This window comes from Streptomyces sp. DvalAA-43, assembly GCF_900091725.1.
Lineage (GTDB): Bacteria > Actinomycetota > Actinomycetes > Streptomycetales > Streptomycetaceae > Streptomyces > Streptomyces pulveraceus.
The window spans coordinates 1-20386 of record NZ_FMBW01000037.1; the positions used below are offsets into that span (position 1 = coordinate 1).

Here is a 20386-nt window from a genome sequence, read left to right on the forward strand (position 1 = left end):
GGCGGGCCGAGCGCCGTGCCGAGCGGATCACCGGTGGCGCGCAGGAGCTGGAGGAGCGGCTGGCCGATCTGCTGCGCGGGGGGCTGGCGGCGGCCGATCAGCCGGGATACGGGCTCTGGGAGGAGACGGCGGCCCGCATGGTCGACGCCCAGGCGCCCGGACTGGCGGCCCGAGTGCGGGAGTTGGGCGCCATTCCGGCCTCCGGGCCGGGCTGGCCGGTGCGGCTGCTGGAGGAGTGCGCGCTGCTGCATCTCCTGGACAGTGCCTGGCTGGGGATCGACCGGTTGCCGGAGCCCCTGGCCGCCACGGTCCGCGGCCGGGTGGGGCTGACGGCTCCCGCCGATGGCCCGCCGGTCCGCGACCACTGGCTGGTCCTCGCCCAGTACGACACCCCGGACGGCAGGATCGTCGCGCGTCGCATCTGGCTGTACGGCAGGGATTCGGGCCGCACGGCGCTGTTGCTCTCCTTCGGGGCGGCCGGGCGCTCCCCCGGTCCGGCACTGGCGGTGGGCGTCACGATCGACGCCGAGCTCACGCCGTATCCGGGCGCGGGCCGGCTGCGGGCGGAGCTGGGCCGGCAGTTCGGCGTGCCGTCACCGGCCGGCACGCCCGCCCCGCCGGGCGGCACGGCGGCGGCCGCGATCAGGGCGTACGGACACGCCCTGCGGGAGGACCCCTGGCTGGACGCCTGGCCGGTGGTGCTGCGCGATGTCATACCCGCGCCGTGCGGGGACGGCTGGCAACTGATCGACGCGGCGGGCGACGCGGCACTGCCCGTCGCCCCGGCCGCTCTGTCGCGGCCGGGGCTGTGGAAGCTCGTCGCGCTCTCCGGCGGCGCTCCGGTCACGGTCTTCGGCGAGTGCGGCCACCGCGGCTTCGACCCGTACGCGGCCTGGCCCACCGGCGCCGATGGCGAATCGGCGTACGGAGAAGCGGCGTACGGGACCGTGCCGCTCATCTGACGACGGGTCCGTGCCGCCCGTCTGACGGCAGGCCCGTGCCGCTCATCCGACGTCGGATCCGAAGGATCCGAAGATTCCGAAGGGGGACCCATGCCTGGCACCATCACATCCGTCCCGTGGGAAGAGCTCGTCACCACGGCGCTGCTCGGCACCGACCGGCGCCCGGCCGGGGCGGCCGGCGGGCCCGCCGGACTGCTGGACGCGGCGGCGCTGCACACCGTGCGGCGCAGGGCGGGCCTCCTGCCGGCCTCCCCCGCCGCCCGGCCCGATCCGGCGCCCGCCGACCCGCGGCCCCCGCTGCCCCCGGCCGCCCGGCACAGACTCGCCCGGCTGCTGGCGGACCGGTCGGCCTCGGGCGGATCGGGCGGCCGGCGCGGTACGGCCCCCGATCTCACGGAGCTGATCCCGCAGTGGCTGGCCACCGCCAATCAGCAGGGCTTCCGGGCCCCCGCCGAGCTGCTCCCGGCCCTGCTCGACGCGGCCAGGGCCCGTACGGACCTGCGGCCGCACGCCCTGGCCTTCGCCGGGCCGCGCGGGCTGTGGCTGGCCGGGCTGAACCCCGAGTGGAAATTCGCTCTGCGCGGCTCGTCCGGCGGCTCGCCGCTGCCCGGTCCGACGGAGCCGGAAGCGGTCGCCCGGCTGTGGGAGGAGGGCCTGTTCGCCGAGAGGGTCGCGCTGCTCGGGGCCGTCCGTGCGCACGACCCCGCCGGAGCGCTCGCCCTGCTCGCGACCACGTGGACCACCGAGCGGGCCGAGGACCGGCTGATGTTCCTCGATTCGCTGCGCACCGGGCTGTCCCCGGTGGACGAGCCCTTCCTTGAGCAGGCCCTCTCCGACCGCAGCCGTAACGTCCGCTCGACGGCCGCCGAGCTGCTCTCCGCACTCCCCGAGTCGGCGCTCGCCGGCCGGATGGCGTCCCGCGCACTGTCCTGTGTCAGTCCGGACCTCACCGGCGACGAGGCCTCGGTCGCCGTGGAGGCACCGCACGAGTGCGACGCCCCGATGGAGCGCGACGGCGTGGTGGCGGTGCCGCCGTCCGGGCGGGGGGAACGGTCGTGGTGGCTGGGCCAGTTGGTGGAGGCGACGCCGCTCACCACCTGGCCGGCGCGGTTCGGGGGGCGCTCGGCACGGGAGATCGTCGCCCTCCCGGTCGCGGACGGCTGGGCCGAGGAGCTGCACGCGGCCTGGTGCCGGGCAACGGTGCGGCAGCGGGACCCCGAGTGGGCCCGCGCGCTGCTCGGCGCCCCCTCCCTGCCGCCGTCGAGCGGCCCCGGTACGTCCTCGCTGGCCGAACGGTCGAAGCTCCTCGGCATACTCCCCGCCGCCGAACGGGGCGGCTGGGTGGCCGACTTCATCGCCGCGCACGGACTGTCGGAGGCGTTCCAGCTCCTGGGGGTCTGCCCGACGCCCTGGGCCGAACCGCTGGGCCGCGCGGTGGTGGACGCCCTGGACATCGCCCGGGACGCGGGCAGCTACCCCTGGAGCTTCAGCGGTGTGATGGGCCTCGCCGAACGCTGCCTGAACCCGGCCGAGGCGGACCGCCTGGAAGTCCTCACCACCACCCCGGACGAACCGGAGGACGCCTCACCGGGCGCCAACGGCTACTGGTCCGAGGCCTTCCAGCGGCTGGTCTCCACCTTGCGGCTGCGCGCGGCGATGGACGCGGAGCTGATACCTGCCTGACGCGACCGACGCCGGAACGGCCCCGCCCCGGCCGGGGCCACGCAGAGCGAGGACCGGTCGGGGACGGGGACGCAGGCAGGCAGGCAGGCAGGCAGGCTCAGGCTTCCGCGGGGTGGCGGACGTTCGCGTTGACCCACTCGACGATCGACGCCGTCGTGGCGCCCGGGGTGAAGATCTCCGCGACGCCCTGGTCCTTCAGCGGTGCGATGTCCGCCTCCGGGATGATGCCGCCGCCGAAGACCTTGATGTCCTCCGCCTCGCGCTCCTTCAGCAGCTCGATCACCTTGGCGAAGAGGGTGTTGTGCGCGCCGGAGAGGATCGAGAGGCCGATCGCGTCGGCGTCCTCCTGGATCGCGGTGTCCACGATCTGCTCGGGCGTCTGGTGGAGCCCGGTGTAGATGACCTCCATGCCCGCATCGCGCAGCGCCCTCGCGATCACCTTGGCCCCGCGATCATGGCCGTCCAGGCCCGGCTTCGCCACCACCACACGGATCGGACCGGTCACACCCATCACTGCCTCCACATGCGTCTCCCGTGCCTGAAGGGCCGGGGATGTGAACGAACGTTATCTACAGCATCCCGCAAGCCGCCGTTTCGCGGTGGACGGGGAGGGGGAAATCACACGTGGGACATGTTCACCGGGCGCCTTTCCCGCATCACGCGGCCCACCTGCCGCGCGGGACCGGCCGTCAGGGGAGCCGCGACGAGGTCGCCGTACCACCGCGCCGCCAGCCGCGCGGCGCGGTGGTACGGGCTGCCCGGTCCACCGGCCGAGAGCGCGCCGGTGGCCGCGGAGCCGCCTCCCCGCCCACCGAAGCAGGAGGTCGGCCATGGAGGTCCTGCCTTTCCTTCCCCCGCTGCTGCGCCTGCCGTGCCCGCGCCCCGCCCGGCCGTCGGTCTCGCTGCTGAAGGCCACCGCGCTGGAGCTGGTGGTCCTCACCGGCCATGTGCTCCTCTACCCCACGGGCATCACGGGGGAGCGACGGGCCGCGCCGCCCCCGCCGGGCCCACGCACCGCCCCTTCCGGCGCCACCCCCACCGCTCCGGCCGGGACCCCCGCCCCGCCCGCCGGGGGCGACGAGCGCCCCCCTGTCGTCCTCCTGCACGGCTTCATCGACAACCGTTCGGTCTTCGTCCTGCTGCGCCGCTCCCTCGCCCGGCACGGCTGGCGCCACCTGGAATCGCTCAATTACTCACCGCTGACCTGCGACATCCGTACGGCGGCCGAACTGCTCGCGCGCCATGTCGAGGAGATCTGCGTACGCACCGGACACCACGAGGTCGACATCGTCGGGCACAGCCTCGGCGGCCTGATCGCCCGCTACTACGTCCAGCGACTCGGCGGTGACCAGCGGGTCCGCACCCTGGTCACCCTCGGCGCACCGCACGGGGGCACGGCCGTCGCCCCGCTGGCGAGCGCTCACCCCATCGTGCGGCAGATGCGTACAGGATCCGCGCCGATCGAGGAGCTGCGCAGGCCCGCGCCCGGCTGCCGTACCCGGTTCGTGAGCTTCTGGAGCGAGCTCGACCGGGTGATCGTCCCGGCCGAGGCGGCCCGCATCGACCATCCGGACCTGAACGCACAGAACGTACGCGTCACCGGGATCGGCCATCTCGCGCTGCCTGCGCATCCGGCGGTCGCCGCCGCGGTCCGGCAGGCGCTGGAATCCTGCGAACCGGCGCCCGAAACCATCGGAACCGCAGGGGCCGCGTAAGCCGTACCGCCGGGCGGAGACCCCACAAATAGAACGGGTTTCGAACATAGAGCCAAGGCTGTGTGCGCAGTCCGTCGAAAGACGGCCGATTGCCCGTTTCCTGAGCCGCCCACGGCCGCCGAAGATTGTCGGCGTCACGTACCGCCGGGTACAGTCGCGGCCACTGCTCCCCCTGGGATTCCCCCGCCGGAACCCAGAGCACAGGTCCTGCTGCCGAGGCGAGAGAGAAGTTGGTGAACGACCAGCACCCCCACGCCGGGTACGCCGGATACGACAGCGAGGCGACCGGCAGTTTCGACGCCGATCCGCTCTTCGGCTCGCTCCCCGGCGGCCACGACGGCGCGTACGGCAATGGCTACGGAGCCGGGCAGTCCGGTTACAGCGGCCAGTACGACTCCACGCAGTGGGACACGGGGGCGCACCCGACCACCTCGTACGACGCCTACGCCCCCTACGCCGAGCAGCCCCAGCAGCAGTACGCGGCGGAGCCGGTGTACGGGACGACCGCCGCCTGGACACCCGTGGCCGACTACGGCACGGACGCGACCACCGCCACCGCCACGTTCGCCGGCATTCCGGCGCAGGGCGGCACCCAGGACACCACGGGGCAGTGGGACACCAGCGGCTGGCACACGAACGGCCAGTGGGCCACGGGCGACACGGCCGGATACGACAGCGGCGCGTACGACGCCACCGCCTGGAACACCGGCGCCACGCCCGAGCACGACCAGCACCTCGCGCACGCCGCGGAAACCGCGGAATTCGCACAGGTATCGCACGAAGCGCCGTCCGCGCCCGAGGCGCACGGAAGCTACGGGACCGAGACCTACACCGACCTGAGCTCCTACGAGCCCTACCTCGACGACGGCCCGGACGGCCCGGACCACGGCGACCACACGGGCCACAGCGACCTCACGGACGACGCGGACGAGCCGGGCGGCGCAGGGGTCACCGACGCCGCGGACGCCGCGCCCGGCGCACGCCGGACCGTCAGCCGCCCCGCCACCCGCAACGGCGGCGGCCGCAGTCGGCGGCGTTCCCCCGCGAAGCGTTCCGCGCTCCTCACCGTCGCCATTCCCTCCGCCTGCGTGATGAGCGTGGCCGGTATCGCCGCCGCCTCCGTCGGCGGGCTGGGCGGCGAGGACACGAAGAAGGACGACAACACCACGATGGCGGCGGCCGACTCCGGCACCGTCAAGCCGGTCGCGGCCAACAACAAGCTGGACACCCAGCTCGCCAACCTCAGCGCCGACGCCGAGAACTTCGCCGACCGGGCCAGCCGCACCCAGGAGCGCATCGACCTGCGGGAGCGCCAGGCCGCCGAGAAGAAGAAGCGCGAGGAAGAGGCCGCCCGCAAGGAGGCCCTGCGCCCCAAGTTCGTCCTGCCCGTCAAGCGGCACGGCCTCAGCGCGTACTTCGGCCAGGCGGGCGTCAACTGGATGTCCGTGCACACGGGTATCGACTTCCCCGTCTTCGAGGGCACGCCCGTGATGGCCGCGACGGACGGCACCGTGCGCACCCAGCTGAACAGCGCGTACGGGAACATGGCCATCGTCACCATGGCCGACGGGACCGAGACCTGGTACTGCCACCTCAGCAGCACCAAGATCCGCTCGGGCCCGGTCAAGGCCGGTGACGTCATCGCGTACTCGGGCGACACCGGGAACTCGACCGGCCCGCACCTGCACTTCGAGGTGCGTCCCGGCGGCGGCGCGGCGGTGGACCCGCTGCCCTGGCTCCGCAGCCACGGCGTCAACCCGACCTGAGCCGGACGGGCCGACCTGAGCCGGACGGGCGGGGCCGCGGCCCCGCCCGCTCGCTCCGCCTACAGCTTCTCGACCGGCGCGTACCGCAGCAGCAGCTTCTTCGGCCGCTCGTCGCCGAAGTCGACCGTGGCCTTCGCCTGGTCGCCGATGCCCTCGACCGCCGTCACCGTGCCGAGCCCGAACTGGTCGTGCGTGACCCGGTCCCCGACGGACAGCGTGATCGTCGGCTTGTCCGAGCTCCGCCGGGTCGCGAAGCCCGAGGGGCCGGAGCGCGCACGCGACGAGGACAGCGAGGACGTGATCCCCGAGGTCGGACCGGCCGGAGCCGCCATCGGCCCGGTCCGCTTCCACTCCAGGTGCTGGTCCGGGATCTCCTCCAGGAACCGCGACGGCGGGTTGTACGAGGGCTGCCCCCACGCGCTGCGCATCGCCGCCCGGGTCAGATAGAGCCGCTCGCGCGCCCGGGTGATACCGACGTAGGCGAGCCGCCGCTCCTCCTCCAGCTCCTTCACCTGCCCCAGCGCCCGCATGTGCGGGAAGACGCCGTCCTCCATGCCGGTCAGGAAGACGACCGGGAATTCGAGGCCCTTCGCGGTGTGCAGCGTCATCAGCGTGATGACGCCGGAGCCGTCCTCGTCCTCGTCGGGGATCTGGTCGGAGTCGGCGACAAGGGCGACCTTCTCCAGGAACTCGGCGAGCGTGCCCGTACCGGCGCCGGTGGCCGGGGCGGTCTCCTCGCCGGTGGCCGGGGCGGCCTCCCCGTCGGCCGCCGCCCGCTCCTGCTCGAACTCCAGGGCCACGGAGGCCAGTTCCTGGAGGTTCTCGATCCGGGTCTCGTCCTGCGGGTCGGTGGAGGCCTGGAGCTCGGCGAGGTAGCCGGTGCGCTCCAGGACGGCTTCCAGGACCACCGCCGGGCCCGCGCCCGACTCGACGATCGTGCGCAGCTCCTCCATCAGCGTGTTGAACCGCTTGACGGCGTTGGCCGAGCGGGCCGCCATGCCGTACGCCTCGTCGACCCGGCGCAGCGCCTGCGGGAAGGTGATCTTCTCGCGCAGGGACAGCGCGTCGATCATCGCCTCGGCGCGGTCGCCGATGCCGCGCTTGGGCACGTTGAGGATGCGGCGCAGCGGGACGGTGTCCTCCGGATTGGCGAGGACGCGCAGGTAGGCCAGGATGTCCCGGACCTCCTTGCGCTCGTAGAAGCGCACGCCGCCGACGACCTTGTAGGGCAGGCCGACGCGGATGAAGATCTCTTCGAAGACACGGGACTGCGCGTTCGTGCGGTAGAAGATCGCCACGTCGCCGGCCTTGGCGTCGCCCGCGTCGGTCAGCCGGTCGATCTCGTCGGCGACGAACTGCGCCTCGTCGTGTTCGGTGTCGGCGACGTAGCCGGTGATCCGGGCGCCCGCGCCGGCGTTGGTCCAGAGGTTCTTGGGGCGGCGGCTCTCGTTGCGTTCGATGACCGCGTTGGCGGCGGACAGGATCGTCTGCGTGGAGCGGTAGTTCTGCTCCAGGAGGATCGTCGTCGCGTTCGGGTAGTCCTCCTCGAACTGGAGGATGTTGCGGATGGTCGCGCCGCGGAAGGCGTAGATCGACTGGTCCGCGTCACCGACGACGCACAGCTCGGCCGGGGCGTCGCCCTCGCCCGCCGGGCCGACCAGCTCGCGCACCAGGGTGTACTGGGCGTGGTTGGTGTCCTGGTACTCGTCGACCAGGACGTGCCGGAAGCGGCGGCGGTAGTGCTCGGCGACGTCCGGGAACGCCTGGAGCAGGTGGACCGTCGTCATGATGATGTCGTCGAAGTCCAGCGCGTTGGCCTCGCGCAGCCGGGACTGGTACATCGCGTACGCCTGGGCGAGGGTCTTCTCGAAGCCGTCCGCGGCCTGGCCCGCGAAGGTCTCCTCGTCGATCAGCTCGTTCTTCAGGTTGGAGACCTTGGCCGTGAACGACTTCGGCGGGAAGCGCTTCGGGTCGAGGTCGAGATCGCGGCAGACCAGGGCCATCAGCCGCTTGGAGTCGGCGGCGTCGTAGATCGAGAACGACGAGGTGAAGCCGAGCCGCTTCGACTCGCGGCGCAGGATGCGTACGCACGCGCTGTGGAAGGTCATGACCCACATGGCGTGGGCGCGCGGCCCGACGAGCTGCTCGACGCGCTCCTTCATCTCGCCCGCGGCCTTGTTGGTGAAGGTGATCGCCAGGATCTGGCCGGGGTGCACCCCGCGTTCCGCGAGGAGGTGGGCGATCCGGTGGGTCAGCACCCGGGTCTTGCCGGACCCCGCCCCGGCGACGATGAGCAGCGGGGAGCCCGCGTGGACCACGGCGGCGCGCTGCTCGGTGTTCAGCCCGTCGAGGAGCGCCGCGGGGTCGATGACGGGGCGGTGCGCGCCGTCGCGGTAGTAGGCCTCCCTGGGCGGCGGGGGCCCGTCGAACACGCCCGCGAAGAGGTCCTCCGGCACCGCTTCGGGTACGGAGTCCTCGGGGGGCGGCGGGGGCTCTTCCTCCGAGTGCTGGAGGCCGGCCAGGAAGCTGTCGTCAAAGAGGCTGCTCATCGCTAGTCGAGTCTAGGCCGCCGCACCGACACCCGGAGGCCGCATGACCAACCGCACACGGCCGACGGCACGCAAAGAGAGCGGACACCCACTCCCCGTGAGGGAATCCGGCCGCCGGAACCCCGCTCCGGCAAGGTCACGAAAATGTATCGGGCATATCGAACATCAACCTTCACAGCAGCACCATGGGTTGGCTAGCGTGCTCGACCGGGCGGCCCGTACCCCCTTGAGGCGAACCACGCCGAGCGGGCACCCCCGCCGAATCCGGGCTTCCCACGCGGGAGTTCGGAACCGGGGACCCATACGCAGTACCGGGGTGAATCGGTCCTCATCCCCCACTCGGACCGTAGGGCAGCCTTCCGTTCCGCCCGAACCCGACAGCTAACCCGGTAGGCGGTCCACGGAAGGAGATGCCGGTCTTGGCATCGCATCGCAAACCGCGCGCACGGGTGCGCACCACCGCACCGGCCGTCGGGCTCACCACGGCGGCGCTGGCCTCCGTGACCCTGTTCTCCACGCAGAGCGCCGTGGCCGCGCCCGGCCCGAAGCCCGGTGTCGAGGACGTACAGAAGAAGGTCGACGACCTCTACCGGCAGGCGGGCACCGCGACCCAGCGGTACAACCAGGCGAAGGAGGCCTCGGCCGCCCAGCGTGCCAAGGTCGACGCCCTGCTGGACGATGTCGCGCAGCGCGCCGACAAGCTCAACGACGCGCGCAGGACACTGGGCACCTACGCGGCCGCGCAGTACCGCAGCGGTTCCCTGACGCCGAGCGCCACGTTCTTCCTGGCCGACGACCCGCAGTCGTACGTCGACCAGAGCCAGCTGATGGACCGGATGACCAGCCGGCAGCAGAAGGCGGTCACGGACTTCCGCACCCAGCAGGCCAGGGCCGCGAAGAAGCGTGCCGAGGCGGTGCGGAGCCTGGAGACGCTGACGACGACGCAGACCACGCTGCGCACCAGCAAGCAGAACGTCCAGAAGAAACTGGGCGAGGCGCGCACCCTGCTGTCGAAGCTGACCGCCGAGGAGAAGGCGCGGCTCGCGGAGATCGAGCGGAAGAAGGAGGCGGAGGCCCGGCGCAAGGCGCGGGAGCTGGCGAAGCGGCAAGCAGCCGCGAAGACCGAGGCCGACCGCAAGGCCGAGGAGGCCGCGAAGGGGTCGGGCGGTACGGGGACGGGCACCGGGACCGGCTCGGACAGCGGTGCCACCACCAAGGCCGGGCAGGTCCTCGCCTTCGCCAGGGCCCAGATCGGCAAGCCGTACGTGTGGGGCGCGACGGGCCCGGCGTCGTACGACTGCTCCGGGCTGACCCAGGCCGCGTGGAAGTCCGCGGGTGTGGACATCCCCCGGACCACCTGGGACCAGGTCAAGATCGGCACCCGGGTCGCCACGGCGGATCTGCGACCGGGGGACCTCGTCTTCTTCTACGACGACATCAGCCACGTCGGCATCTACAAGGGCGACGGGATGATGATCCACGCGCCGAAGCCCGGGGCGAACGTGCGCGAGGAATCGATCTACTACATGCCGATCCACGGCAGCGTGCGCCCGGTGTAACGGGCCTCCACCCGTCGCGCCGCCCCCGCACCGGGGCGGCGCGGCGCGGGCGGGATCAGGTCCAGAGCGTGGCGATGAAGATGTTGAGGACCGTCAGTCCGCCGACCGCCGCGAAGGCGCCCTTGTCGGCCTTCTCGTCGTCCCGCTTGATGTAGACGAGCGCGAGGACGACGACCAGGACCAGCAGCTTGACGCCGATCTTGATGTTGTTGACGTGGTTGCCGTCGGCCTCGTTCAGCCCGACCAGCGCGACACCGGTGACCAGCATGGTCAGCGCACCGTGCAGCATCGCCGGGACGAACCGGGCCGTGCCCGCGCCCATCGCCTTCATCTGGGTCAGGAAACCACCCAGCAGGGAGGCGATACCGATGATGTGCAGAGCGACGAGGGCATGAATGAGTACGTCCATGAGGCCGCAGCCTAGCCCCGGTCATATCACCACTCGGAAGGCAGGTACACCTTCCTGGTCATCCCACTCACGCCCGTACCAATTGCCTGACTCTGAGGCAATTTCTCCGGTCACTTGACGACAATGCCACGCCAAGTTCGGACAATAAGCGTCATTACGACTCCTGCCCGTGCCCTGGGTTTAGCGTCCCTAAGCAGGTGACCGGCTTCACCGCCGTTCCGTACGCGGACGGCACACCGGTCGCCCCGCCGAGAGTTCCGGCGGCGGGCCGCTCCCCTTGCCGGCGCCCGCCACCGCCCCCGGCGGGCCCGCCGGTAGCCCCCGGCGGGCAGTCGTGAGGAAGGACGCACGCCCTCGTGGCAGCGCACCGAAAACCCAAGCAGCGCCCGTACACCGGCCCTGCTGCCCGCACCGCCGCGACCCTCGCCTTCGCCGGGGCCGCCACCGCCGCCGCCCTGCCCGGCCCGGCGCACGCCGATCCGCAGCGCACCCCCGCCCAGGTCAGGAGCGAGGTGGACCGGCTGTACCACGACGCGGAGGTCGCCACCGAGCAGTACAACGGCGCGAAGGAGAAGGCGACCGCCGCGGAGGGCGCCCTCGACACCCTGCGCGACGAGGCCGCCCGCAGGACCGAGCGCCTCAACGCCTCGCGCGCCGCGCTGGGCTCGTTCGCCGCCGCGCAGTACCGCACCGGCGGGCTCGACACATCCGTGCAGCTGGCCCTCTCCTCCGACCCCGACCAGTACCTGGAACGGGCGGCGTACCTGGACCGGATCGGCGACCGGCAGGCCGCCGCGCTCGACAAGGTCCGGCACCAGGTCGCCCAGATCGCCACCCTGCGCGCCCAGGCCAAGGGGATGCAGGCCGCGCTGGCCGCCCGCCAGGCCGAGCTGAAGAAGCACCGGGCGACGATCACGGCCAAGCTGGCCGAGGCACGGCGGCTCCTCGCCCGGCTGTCCCCGCCCGAGCGCACCGCCTACGCGGACTCCGACCACGGGTCGCCCGGCCGCGCCGACCGCTCCACCGCGCGCGGCTCCGTCCGCGCGCCGAACGCCCGCGCCGCCGCGGCCGTGGCGTTCGCGTACGGGGCTCTCGGCAAGCCGTACGTCTGGGGCGCCACCGGCCCCTCCTCGTTCGACTGCTCCGGGCTCACCCAGGCCGCCTGGCGCTCCGCCGGTGTCTCGCTCCCCCGGACCACGTACACCCAGATCAACGCCGGGCGGCGCGTCTCCCGCTCCGAACTCGCCCCGGGCGACCTGGTGTTCTTCTTCTCCGGCATCAGCCATGTCGGGCTCTACATCGGCAACGGGCAGATGATCCACGCCCCGCGCCCCGGAGCGCCGGTGCGGATCGCGCCGATCGACCAGATGCCCTTCGCCGGGGCCGCCCGGGTGGCATAGGCTCCCGACTCCGATCCGGATCGCCCCGTCGGCGCAGCGACCGCCTTCGGGCCGGGCCGCCGTCGGAGCGACCCGCCATCGATCAACCGGCCGGAGGACAACCGCACATGCCCATGGACGCCGATGTCCAGACCCATGCCCGTACGCTCACGCTCCGCTCCCCGGACCACGTCCGGGTCGGGTCGTTCGTGATCCGCTACAACCCGAACTGGTCACTGAAGTACGCCAACTACGCGATCCCCGACCAGGGCGCGGAGCCGACCCCCGGCGAGCTCGACGAACTGATCGCGGCCTTCCGCGAGCTGGACCGGATACCGCGTCTGGAGTATCTGCCCGGCTGGGCGCCCGCGGTCGAAGCGGCGCTGCTCGCCGCCGGGTTCACCGAGGAGAACCGGGCCCCGATCCTGGCCTGCGCACCCGGCGACCTGCTGACACCGAAGCCGGTGGACGGCCTGGTGACGGCCGAGCCCGTCACCGACGCGGAGTTCGACGCCGCCGCCCTCGTACAGCACCTCGGGTACGGCGGGAGCGGTGAGCCCGAGGACGGGACGGCCGAGTGGCTGCGCAACGCGGCGGCCGGTGGCGGGGTCGCCGCGCTCGCGACCATCGACGGCACACCCGCCGGCGCGGGCGGCTGCTCGGTGCCGGTCGACGGTCTCACCGAGCTGGCGGGTCTCGCGGTCGCCGAGGAGTTCCGCCGACGCGGCATCGGCGCCGCGCTCTCCGCCCATCTGACCGCGACCGCCTTCGAGCGGGGCTGCCGGGTGGTCTGGCTGGAGCCGGGCGACGCCGACGTGGAGCGGATCTACGTGAGCATCGGCTACCGCCGGGTCGGCGAGAAGCTGAACATCTCGCTCGAATGATCCGCGGTCCCGGCCCGTCCGCACTTCGGCGGACGGCCGCCCGGCTCTTCACCCCGCTCACCGCAGAGCCCCTGGCATTCGCCACCGAGGCCAGGGGCTCCGCAGGTGCTCGCGGCTTCGCGGTACGGGACACGTCCTGCGCCACGCCCCCGAGGAAGGCGGTCCGGGCGGAACTCGCGCTCTCCGGCGAGGACCCCGAGAAATCCCTTGGTACGAGGCCCACTCGCCGTATGGACCGAGGGCCGGTCCGACGGCTCAGACCAGCCGTCGCGCGGTGGCCCACCGGGTCAGCTCGTGGCGGTTGGAGAGCTGGAGCTTGCGCAGCACCGCCGAGACGTGCGACTCGACCGTCTTCACCGAGATGAAGAGCTGCTTGGCGATCTCCTTGTAGGCGTAGCCGCGGGCGATCAGCCGCAGTACCTCGCGCTCGCGCTGGGTGAGGCGGTCCAGGTCCTCGTCGACAGGGGGCGCGTCCGTGGAGGCGAAGGCGTCCAGGACGAAGCCGGCCAGCCGGGGCGAGAACACCGCGTCGCCGTCCTGGACCCGGAAGACCGAGTCGACCAGGTCGGCGCCGGTGATCGTCTTGGTGACGTAGCCGCGGGCGCCGCCCCGGATGACGCCGATGACGTCCTCCGCGGCATCCGAGACGGACAGCGCCAGGAACCGCACCGGGTTCTCCACCGCCCCCATCAGTGGGGCGCAGCGGCGCAGCACCTCGACGCCGCCGCCGCCGGGCAGGTGGACGTCGAGGAGGACGACCTCGGGGCGGGTCGCCGTGATGACGTTGACCGCCTGGTCGACGTCGGCGGCCTCGCCGATCACTTCGACGCCGGTCTCCTCGGTGCGGCCGATCTCGGCCTGGACGCCGGTGCGGAACATCCGGTGGTCGTCGACGAGCACGACCCGTACCCGGCGCTCCGGGCCCCCGGCCGCTGCCTCAGTGGTCTTGGTCATCGCTCGCCCTCTCCATCTCCAGTTCGACTTCCGTGCCCCCGCCGGGCACCGAACGCAGACGCGCCGTACCGCCGTTGCGCTGCATCCGGCCGATGATTGATTCTCGTACGCCCATTCTGTCGCCCGGCACGGAATCCAGGTCGAAACCCGGACCCCGGTCGCGCACCGAGACGAAGACCGTGCGGCCCTCGACCTCCGCGTAGACCTGCACGGCGCCGCCCTCGCCACCGTACTTGGCGGCGTTGACCATGGCTTCGCGGGCGGCCTGCATCTGTGCGGTCAGCCGTTCGTCCAGCGGGCAGTCGCCCACGACGACGACCTCCAGCGGGACGCCGTGCTTGTCCTCGACCTCGGCGGCGGCGCGCTTGACCGCCTCGGCGAGGGTCTCGGGTTCGTCGTCCTCGTCCTTGCCGGTGCCCTCGGGGTTGTACAGCCAGTTGCGCAGTTCGCGTTCCTGGGCGCGGGCCAGCCTGCGGACCTCTCCCGCGTCCTCCGCGTTGCGCTGGATCAGGGTGAGGGTGTGCAGCACCGAGTCATGGACATGGGCGGCCACCTCGGCGCGCTCCTGGGCCCGGATGCGCATCAGGCGTTCCTCGGAGAGGTCCTGGGTCATGCGGACGAGGTAGGGACCGGCCAGCAGCGCGATGCCGGTGAGGACGGCGATGGCCGCGGTCAGGACGTTGCCGAGCTGGGCGGCGGAGCCGCGTACCACCATGAAGACGGCCAGGCCCAGGCCGACCAGGGCGACCCCGGCCAGCCCCCGGGCCAGGTGCAGGACCCGGCGGCGGCTGCCGACCTCCATCCAGCGGGCGCGCCGGGCGTTGTCGGCCTGCCGCCACACCAGTACGGAACCGGCGCCGATCAGCAGGGTGGGCCAGATGTAGCGGTTGGCCCCGCTGCCCATGTCGACGTTGCCGACGAAGATCATGGCGCCGAAGAGCAGCGCGATCAGGGCGAAGACCTGGCCCTTGTCGGGCTTGCGGAGTCGGCGCCGGCCGTCCGGGGCGGTCTCGAAGACCGAGCGCGGCGCCTCGACGCCGCCGACGCCGAGCGGGACGACGATCCAGAACACGGCGTAGAGCAGCGCGCCGAGGCCGTCCGCGAAGAACAGGCCGAGGAAGACGAACCGCACCCAGACGACGGGCAGCCCGAGATGCCCGGCGAGACCGCGTGCGACACCGCCCAGCAGTCGCCCGTCGGCGCTGCGGTACAGCTTGCGCTGCGGTGGCTCCTCCGGTTCTGCGCTGCGGGAGCTGGTGGCGCGGGTCGTGGCGGCTGGCATGCCCCGATCGTCACATGTCCGTGCGGGTGGCGGCATCAGGGTCGGTCCCCCAGTCGACCCTGATGCCCGGCCCCGGGGCGAGGGCACGACCGGTTCCGGCCCGCGCACGGGCCCGGCCTCAGGGGCCCGTCCGGCCAATATCAGGGACCGGCCAGGGTCGGCGCGGGTCCCGGTCGGGCTCCCGGCCCGTCACCATGGAGCCATGACCGTTCCCCAGGACGCCTCCCCCGGTGTCGCTCCGCCCCCCGATCCGGCACCTCTGCTGCGGCGCAGTCGGCAGCACAAGGTGGTGGCCGGGGTGTGCGGCGGGCTCGGCCGGTACTGCGACGTCGATCCGGTGATCTTCCGGATCGTGCTCGGTGTGCTCTCCGTGACCGGCGGCATCGGGCTGATCTTCTACGGCTTCGCCTGGCTGCTGGTCCCGGTGGACGGCGAGGAGGAGAACGAGGCGCGCAGGCTGCTGTCCGGCCGGGTGGAGGGGGCCTCGCTGATCGCGGTGCTGCTCGCGCTGATCGGCTGCGGGCTCTTCCTCTCCATGCTGGGCAACGGCGGCACGCTGGCGTTCTCCGCGATGCTGTCGCTCGCGGTCGTCGGCTTCGCCGTGTGGACGCAGCACCGCAGGACCGCGGCGCCCGAGGATCCACTGCATCCGGCGACCGCGCAGGCGGTGGCGGACGCGCCCCCGGAGGTGAAGGCGCCGCCGTCGCCGGGCAGCCCGTCGTGGTGGCGGGACCCGATCGTCAAGGACGGTACGACGGGGCCGGTGGCCGCCGGCTATCTGTGGGGTCCGGCCGACGCGGCTCCCGTGGCCCATGCGGCGCGTCCCACGGCGGACGCCCCGTTCCGCCCGCCCCTGCGCGAGTCCGGTACCCGGGGCCCGGCCTCGATCGGCGGTGTGGTGTTCCTGTTCGCGCTGATCGCGGGCGGTCTGGGCACGGGGCTGAGCTGGGACTCCCAGCCGTTCGGTACGAGCCTGCAGTTCGGCCTGGCCGGGGCGCTCGCGGTGTTCGGGCTCGGGATGCTGGTCAGTTCGTTCCTGGGGCGGACGGGGTTCGGCACGGTCATGCTGGCGATGATCACGGCCGCGCTGCTGGCGGGCGCGTCCGCGCTGCCCAAGAACATCACCACCCAGTGGGTCCGCGAGGGCTGGCGGCCCGCCTCGGTGGCGGCGGTCCAGCCGCACTACCAGCTGGGTACGGGGGTGGCGCGGCTGGACCTCACCGGGATCACGGTCCCCCGGGGCGCGACCGTCGCGACGGGGGTGAACGTCGGGGCGGGCCGCGCGGTGGTCGTCGTGCCCGAGGACGTGACGGTGAAGGTGGACGCGCGGGCGACCATCGGCGACATCACGCTGCCGGTCAGCCGGCCGGGCGAGGCGGCCCAGGCCGGGAAGGCGCGCGAGGTGGACGTCAACCCCGCCCAGCGGGAGCGCAGGACGCTTCCGCCGCCCCCGGGGAGCCGGCCGGCCGGAACGGTCGAGCTCACACTCGAAGTCGGCATCGGACAGGTGGAGGTCACCCGTGCTGCGTCATGAGATCCGGCCCGGACGGGCGGTGGCGGGCGTGGTCATGCTCGCGCTGGCCGCGGGATACGCGGCGGACGCCGCGGGGGCCTGGGACGCCCCGTGGGTCTTCTTCTTCCCGCTGTTCTTCGGCGGCCTCTGGCTGGCCGCCACCGCGACCTGGGTGAACTACCTGATCCGTCGCCGCCGTGACGCGAGGAGGGCGTCCGCGGAGAACGCCGCGGCCCCGCCGAGCACCAGCGGCAGCCAGGCCATGAGATAGGCCAGGTCGTTGCCGAAGTAGTACGGCGTGACCTGCCAGCTCACGGTCAGCCACAGGCTCAGCGAGATCAGCGCCCCGCCGAGCGCGGCGAGCCGGGCCCACAGCCCGAAGAGGGTGCCGAGGCCCACGGCGAGTTCACCGATGGCGATGGCGTACCCGAAGGCGCCGGGGCTCTTCAGCGCGAGGTCGACGAGGGCCGGGATCGCGGACGAGTCCCGCACCGCGTGCATGGTCTCGCCGATGGAGCCGGTGCCGCTCGCCCGGAAGAAGGAGCTGTCCGTCAGCTTGTCGAGCCCCGCGTAGATGAAGGTGACGCCGAGGAAGATCCGCAGCGGCAGCAGGGCGTGCTTCCGCGCCACGTCCTTGAGCCCTCTCGACTCGCCCAGTCCGCGCACGTTCGTGCCGTATCCCCGCATGTGACCGCACCGCCTTCCGTAGACCCGTCATCAGACCTTACGTATGCGGCGAACGCGCTGCTCACCCGGTGGGTCGTCCGGCGCGGCGGTCAGTCCGTCACCTCGATCTCGACCGGGTTCGTCTCCACTCCGGCGGCGGTCACGACCTGTACCTCCACCACCCCCGGTTCGACCTCCACCGGTACCGGCACGGTCAGGACGCCGTCCGTCGGGTTGGCGAAGCCGCCGGTGACCGGGATCAGCGGCACATGGACATGGACCCGGCCGATCCGGACGACCATGCGGGCCAGCCGGTCCGGTGTCCCGGCGCCGGGCGGCACGAAGCCCGCGCCGCGGATCTCGATGTCGTCGCCGGTGCGGACCGGCGCGTCCAGGTCCCCGGCCTCGCGGGCCCGCACCACCGAGAGGATCACCGGACGCCCGCCCTCCGCGTACTTCCCGGCGAAGTAGGCGAGCGCCGAGACGGTGACCAGCAGCGCCAGCCCCCAGGGAAGGTCCGGCAGCTGCTCGGGCCTGCGGGCCAGGCGGACCGCGGCGAACAGCACGGCGACGGTGCTCACCAGCACGTACTGCACATCCGTGAAGCTGCCCCGCCCGGAGTCGTCGGTGAGCAGATCGGCGGCGCGCGGCCGGTCGGCCCGCAGCTTCTGGATCCGCCCGGACAGGGAGCGTACGGTCACGACCCGGCGTACGACGACGGCGACGGCGCACACCAGCGCGAGCACGGTCACCACCCCGGCGCCCCGGGCCAGGTCCAGCCCCTCGATCAGCGCGTCGCGCTCGGCGTGACCGGAGGCGCCCGCCAGCTGGAGCGCCAGGACGAGTACGGAGAAGACGGCGAGCAGCACCCAGGAGGCGGCGACCGCCCGGGAGGTGGAGAGCCGGTTGTCCTCGCCGATCAACGGGGCGAGCAGGCCGCCCCGGGCGCGGTGGACATGGGCGGCGCCGGTCAGCAGGGCCGCGGTGACGAGTCCGGCGATCAGACCCGCCGTACGGGCATGGGTCCAGCCCGCGCCGATGGCGGTGACGGACTCGCCGATGACTAGCAGCGCGATGCTTCCCCACACCACGATCAGGGTGCGCCGCCACACCCGGTACAGCCAGGCGTCGCCCGCCTCCCGCCCCCGTTCGGCGACGGTCCTGGCGGACTGGGTCAGCTCGTCCGAGACCCACTGGCGGGTCGCGGAGGCGGACCGCGCCACGCCGGGCGGCAGCCCCTGGCCCGCGGCGAGTTCGTCCCGCTTGGCCAGGAACGCGGCCACCGCGCGCCGGTGGCCCTCGCGTGCTCCGTGCGGGCAGTCGCCGCACGTGCAGCCGCCCCCGTGCGCGCTGCCCGCCCTCGCCTCGTCCAACGCCACTGGGAACGCCGCCCTTTCCAACCTGGTACAGCCAACTCGTCTGCTATTTCAGCGAATTGTGCCGTACGGCGGGGCTCCGGACCGCATCGGGGCGGTCCGTCGGCGCGTACCGTCAGAATGTGCGACTGATCCGGCGCCACAGGGGCTGGTAGCTGATCCACGCCACCAGGTCGCTGCCCAGCTGATCGCGGGTGGCGACCGCGTCCCGGTGCTCGATCGGCACCGGCTTCCCGGCGGCCCGAGCGGCCAGCTGCACCTGGCAGGAGCGCTCCAGCGCGATGAACCACCAGGCGGCCGCGTCCACCGAGTCGCCCACGGTCAGCAGCCCGTGGTTGCGCAGCACGATCGCCTTGTGCCCGCCGAGCGCGGCCGCGATCCGGCGCCCCTCCTCCTCGTCGACGACGACCCCGGTGTACGCGTCGTACAGGACGTGGTCCTCGTAGAAGGCACAGGATTCCTGGGTGATCGGCTCGATGAGCTCGCCGAGCGCGGACAGGGCCCGCCCGTGCACGGAGTGGGTGTGCGCGACGGCGACGACGTCCGGGCGGGCCTGGTGCACCTGCGCGTGGACGGCGAACGCCGCCTGGTTGACGTGGTGGTATCCCTCGACGACCTGTCCCTCGCCGTTGACCAGGATCAGATCGTCGGGTGCGAGCCCGTCGAACGGGGCCCCGAAGGGGTTCACCCAGAAGCAGTCGGCGAACTCCGGGTCCCGGGCGGTGATGTGCCCGGAGACGCCGTCCTCGTACCCGTACTCCCCGAACAGCCGGAGCGCACCGGCCAGCCGCTCCTTGCGGTACGCGCGCTCGTCGGCCGCGGTGTCGTGGACGGGCGGCATCGCGAAGTGGAGCTGGTCCACGGGTATGGGTGTGGGCTCGGACATGGCGGCTCCTCGGGGCTCCCAGGGCGTACGTGCGCAGACGCACGGGATCGGAAGCTACCGCCGGTTGCCACAAGTGGCCAGGGATGCGGGACGGTCCGCCGGGGGGGGACCGCCCCATCGCGTCGTCTATCGCCGCCGCTGGTTGATCGCGGTGAGATCGATGTCGACGGGGAAGGGAACGTCCAGCTTCAGCCTGTTGTGGTGGATGCCCGTCGGCGTGTAGGCCTTCAGCGCCGGATCGAGCTCGTAGACATACACGATAGGCAGACCGTCCCCGCCCGCCTCCACCCTCCAGAAGTGCACGACCCCGGCAGCGGCGTACTTCCGGGGCTTGACCTCCCGATCCCTGTCCGCGGACTCCTCCGAGACGACCTCCACTGCCAGGATGACGTCCTCCGGCCTGAGTGAGGTCTGCTTGGGGCCCGTGTCCGCTCCCAGGGGAACCACCAGTACGTCCGGCTCGGGCCGGTTCCGGCGGTCCAGCCTGACGCTGAAATCGCGAAAGACATCGAGTTCGTCCGGCGCCTGTTCGAGGAGAGAGGTCTCCAGCAGACGCATCGTCCGCATGTGAAACCTGGTCTGCGGACTCATGAAGACGAGACTCCCGTCGATCAGCTCGGTGCGCCGCGGCAGGTTCGGAAGCCGGTCGAGATCATCTGCGGTCCAGCCCTGGGGAGGGGGGACCGGGTAGTTGTACTTCTCGTCCAACTCGTACTCGGGTGCGGCGCTCATGATTGCTCCCATGGGGCAGAGTCTCGTCTCCGCAACCAGCGTACCCAGCTCATACGACGATGCCGCCGCCC

At 72.5% G+C, this 20386-nt stretch carries 17 protein-coding genes and 1 riboswitch; of the genes, 8 read left to right on the forward strand and 9 right to left on the reverse strand.

Annotation, left to right across the window (positions count from 1 at the left end):
• Both GA0115234_RS10695 and GA0115234_RS10700 read left to right on the forward strand, forming a co-directional pair.
• Positions 1-962 (forward strand): hypothetical protein (locus GA0115234_RS10695; protein WP_093540682.1); only part of this gene is annotated, 962 nt, incomplete at its 5' end.
• Between the two features lie 90 nt (positions 963-1052).
• Positions 1053-2645, forward strand: coding sequence for a DUF5691 domain-containing protein (locus tag GA0115234_RS10700; protein ID WP_093540683.1), 1593 nt, complete (start codon positions 1053-1055; stop codon positions 2643-2645).
• Between the two features lie 97 nt (positions 2646-2742).
• Here the strand turns inward: GA0115234_RS10700 and GA0115234_RS10705 are convergent, their stop codons facing one another.
• Positions 2743-3156, reverse strand: a complete 414-nt coding sequence (locus GA0115234_RS10705) for a cobalamin B12-binding domain-containing protein (RefSeq protein ID WP_072486629.1) — start codon at positions 3154-3156, stop codon at positions 2743-2745.
• A gap of 319 nt (positions 3157-3475) precedes the next feature.
• On the opposite strand from GA0115234_RS10705, the gene GA0115234_RS10710 reads away from it, so the two are divergent.
• Both GA0115234_RS10710 and GA0115234_RS10715 read left to right on the forward strand, forming a co-directional pair.
• Positions 3476-4360 (forward strand): esterase/lipase family protein, encoded by an 885-nt coding sequence (locus GA0115234_RS10710; protein ID WP_176729135.1) that lies wholly within the window; start codon positions 3476-3478, stop codon positions 4358-4360.
• Positions 4361-4593: 233 nt separating this feature from the next.
• Positions 4594-6126 (forward strand): M23 family metallopeptidase, encoded by a 1533-nt coding sequence (locus GA0115234_RS10715; protein WP_093540684.1) that lies wholly within the window; start codon positions 4594-4596, stop codon positions 6124-6126.
• A 59-nt stretch (positions 6127-6185) separates the two neighbouring features.
• Here GA0115234_RS10715 and pcrA read toward each other — a convergent pair whose 3' ends face one another.
• Positions 6186-8675, reverse strand: a complete 2490-nt coding sequence (pcrA, locus tag GA0115234_RS10720; RefSeq protein WP_093540685.1) for a DNA helicase PcrA — start codon at positions 8673-8675, stop codon at positions 6186-6188.
• Positions 8676-8921: 246 nt separating this feature from the next.
• A riboswitch (cyclic di-AMP (ydaO/yuaA leader) is annotated at positions 8922-9087 on the forward strand.
• Here pcrA and GA0115234_RS10725 point away from each other — a divergent pair.
• Entirely contained in the window at positions 9086-10234 is a 1149-nt protein-coding gene (locus GA0115234_RS10725; RefSeq protein ID WP_093540686.1) for a C40 family peptidase, read from the forward strand. (Overlaps the previous riboswitch by 2 nt.)
• 55 nt (positions 10235-10289) lie before the next feature.
• Here GA0115234_RS10725 and GA0115234_RS10730 read toward each other — a convergent pair whose 3' ends face one another.
• A complete protein-coding gene (locus GA0115234_RS10730; RefSeq protein WP_093540687.1) occupies positions 10290-10643 on the reverse strand; it encodes a hypothetical protein in 354 nt (117 codons plus the stop codon).
• A 356-nt stretch (positions 10644-10999) separates the two neighbouring features.
• Between GA0115234_RS10730 and GA0115234_RS10735 the strand changes: the two genes are divergently transcribed.
• Together GA0115234_RS10735 and GA0115234_RS10740 are read left to right on the forward strand one after the other, a co-directional pair.
• Positions 11000-12043, forward strand: coding sequence for a C40 family peptidase (locus GA0115234_RS10735; RefSeq protein WP_093540688.1), 1044 nt, complete (start codon positions 11000-11002; stop codon positions 12041-12043).
• A gap of 107 nt (positions 12044-12150) precedes the next feature.
• Positions 12151-12906 carry a GNAT family N-acetyltransferase gene (locus tag GA0115234_RS10740; protein WP_093540689.1) on the forward strand — a complete coding sequence of 252 codons (756 nt, stop codon included), beginning with the start codon at positions 12151-12153 and terminating at the stop codon, positions 12904-12906.
• A gap of 255 nt (positions 12907-13161) precedes the next feature.
• Here the strand turns inward: GA0115234_RS10740 and GA0115234_RS10745 are convergent, their stop codons facing one another.
• Both GA0115234_RS10745 and GA0115234_RS10750 read right to left on the reverse strand, forming a co-directional pair.
• A complete protein-coding gene (locus GA0115234_RS10745; protein WP_093540690.1) occupies positions 13162-13860 on the reverse strand; it encodes a LuxR C-terminal-related transcriptional regulator in 699 nt (232 codons plus the stop codon).
• A complete protein-coding gene (locus GA0115234_RS10750; protein ID WP_093540691.1) occupies positions 13844-15142 on the reverse strand; it encodes an ATP-binding protein in 1299 nt (432 codons plus the stop codon). The genes GA0115234_RS10745 and GA0115234_RS10750 overlap by 17 nt, the downstream gene beginning before the upstream one ends.
• A 202-nt stretch (positions 15143-15344) precedes the next feature.
• On the opposite strand from GA0115234_RS10750, the gene GA0115234_RS10755 reads away from it, so the two are divergent.
• Complete coding sequence (locus tag GA0115234_RS10755; protein WP_093540692.1) at positions 15345-16676, forward strand: PspC domain-containing protein; 1332 nt, start codon at positions 15345-15347, stop codon at positions 16674-16676.
• A gap of 156 nt (positions 16677-16832) precedes the next feature.
• Here the strand turns inward: GA0115234_RS10755 and GA0115234_RS10765 are convergent, their stop codons facing one another.
• The 4 genes from GA0115234_RS10765 to GA0115234_RS10780 all read right to left on the reverse strand — a co-directional run bounded on the left by GA0115234_RS10765 (position 16833) and on the right by GA0115234_RS10780 (position 20315).
• Positions 16833-17342 (reverse strand): DoxX family protein, encoded by a 510-nt coding sequence (locus GA0115234_RS10765; RefSeq protein ID WP_093540694.1) that lies wholly within the window; start codon positions 17340-17342, stop codon positions 16833-16835.
• 89 nt (positions 17343-17431) lie between these two features.
• Positions 17432-18700 carry a hypothetical protein gene (locus GA0115234_RS10770; protein WP_093540695.1) on the reverse strand — a complete coding sequence of 423 codons (1269 nt, stop codon included), beginning with the start codon at positions 18698-18700 and terminating at the stop codon, positions 17432-17434.
• Positions 18701-18812: 112 nt separating this feature from the next.
• Positions 18813-19583 carry a class II aldolase/adducin family protein gene (locus tag GA0115234_RS10775; RefSeq protein ID WP_093540696.1) on the reverse strand — a complete coding sequence of 257 codons (771 nt, stop codon included), beginning with the start codon at positions 19581-19583 and terminating at the stop codon, positions 18813-18815.
• 126 nt (positions 19584-19709) lie between these two features.
• Positions 19710-20315 carry a Uma2 family endonuclease gene (locus tag GA0115234_RS10780; protein WP_093540697.1) on the reverse strand — a complete coding sequence of 202 codons (606 nt, stop codon included), beginning with the start codon at positions 20313-20315 and terminating at the stop codon, positions 19710-19712.
• Between the last annotated feature and the right edge of the window lie 71 nt (positions 20316-20386).

Bases quoted from the DNA above. Each gene is read 5' to 3' on its own strand.
- GA0115234_RS10700 (WP_093540683.1), top strand. From the start codon at position 1,053: ATGCCTGGCACCATCACATCCGTCCCGTGGGAAGAGCTCGTCACCACG.
- GA0115234_RS10705 (WP_072486629.1), bottom strand. From the start codon at position 3,156: ATGGGTGTGACCGGTCCGATCCGTGTGGTGGTGGCGAAGCCGGGCCTG.
- GA0115234_RS10710 (WP_176729135.1), top strand. From the start codon at position 3,476: ATGGAGGTCCTGCCTTTCCTTCCCCCGCTGCTGCGCCTGCCGTGCCCG.
- pcrA (WP_093540685.1), bottom strand. From the start codon at position 8,675: ATGAGCAGCCTCTTTGACGACAGCTTCCTGGCCGGCCTCCAGCACTCG.
- GA0115234_RS10725 (WP_093540686.1), top strand. From the start codon at position 9,086: ATGCCGGTCTTGGCATCGCATCGCAAACCGCGCGCACGGGTGCGCACC.
- GA0115234_RS10730 (WP_093540687.1), bottom strand. From the start codon at position 10,643: ATGGACGTACTCATTCATGCCCTCGTCGCTCTGCACATCATCGGTATC.
- GA0115234_RS10740 (WP_093540689.1), top strand. From the start codon at position 12,151: ATGCCCATGGACGCCGATGTCCAGACCCATGCCCGTACGCTCACGCTC.
- GA0115234_RS10745 (WP_093540690.1), bottom strand. From the start codon at position 13,860: ATGACCAAGACCACTGAGGCAGCGGCCGGGGGCCCGGAGCGCCGGGTA.
- GA0115234_RS10750 (WP_093540691.1), bottom strand. From the start codon at position 15,142: ATGCCAGCCGCCACGACCCGCGCCACCAGCTCCCGCAGCGCAGAACCG.
- GA0115234_RS10755 (WP_093540692.1), top strand. From the start codon at position 15,345: ATGACCGTTCCCCAGGACGCCTCCCCCGGTGTCGCTCCGCCCCCCGAT.
- GA0115234_RS10765 (WP_093540694.1), bottom strand. From the start codon at position 17,342: ATGCGGGGATACGGCACGAACGTGCGCGGACTGGGCGAGTCGAGAGGG.
- GA0115234_RS10775 (WP_093540696.1), bottom strand. From the start codon at position 19,583: ATGTCCGAGCCCACACCCATACCCGTGGACCAGCTCCACTTCGCGATG.
- GA0115234_RS10780 (WP_093540697.1), bottom strand. From the start codon at position 20,315: ATGAGCGCCGCACCCGAGTACGAGTTGGACGAGAAGTACAACTACCCG.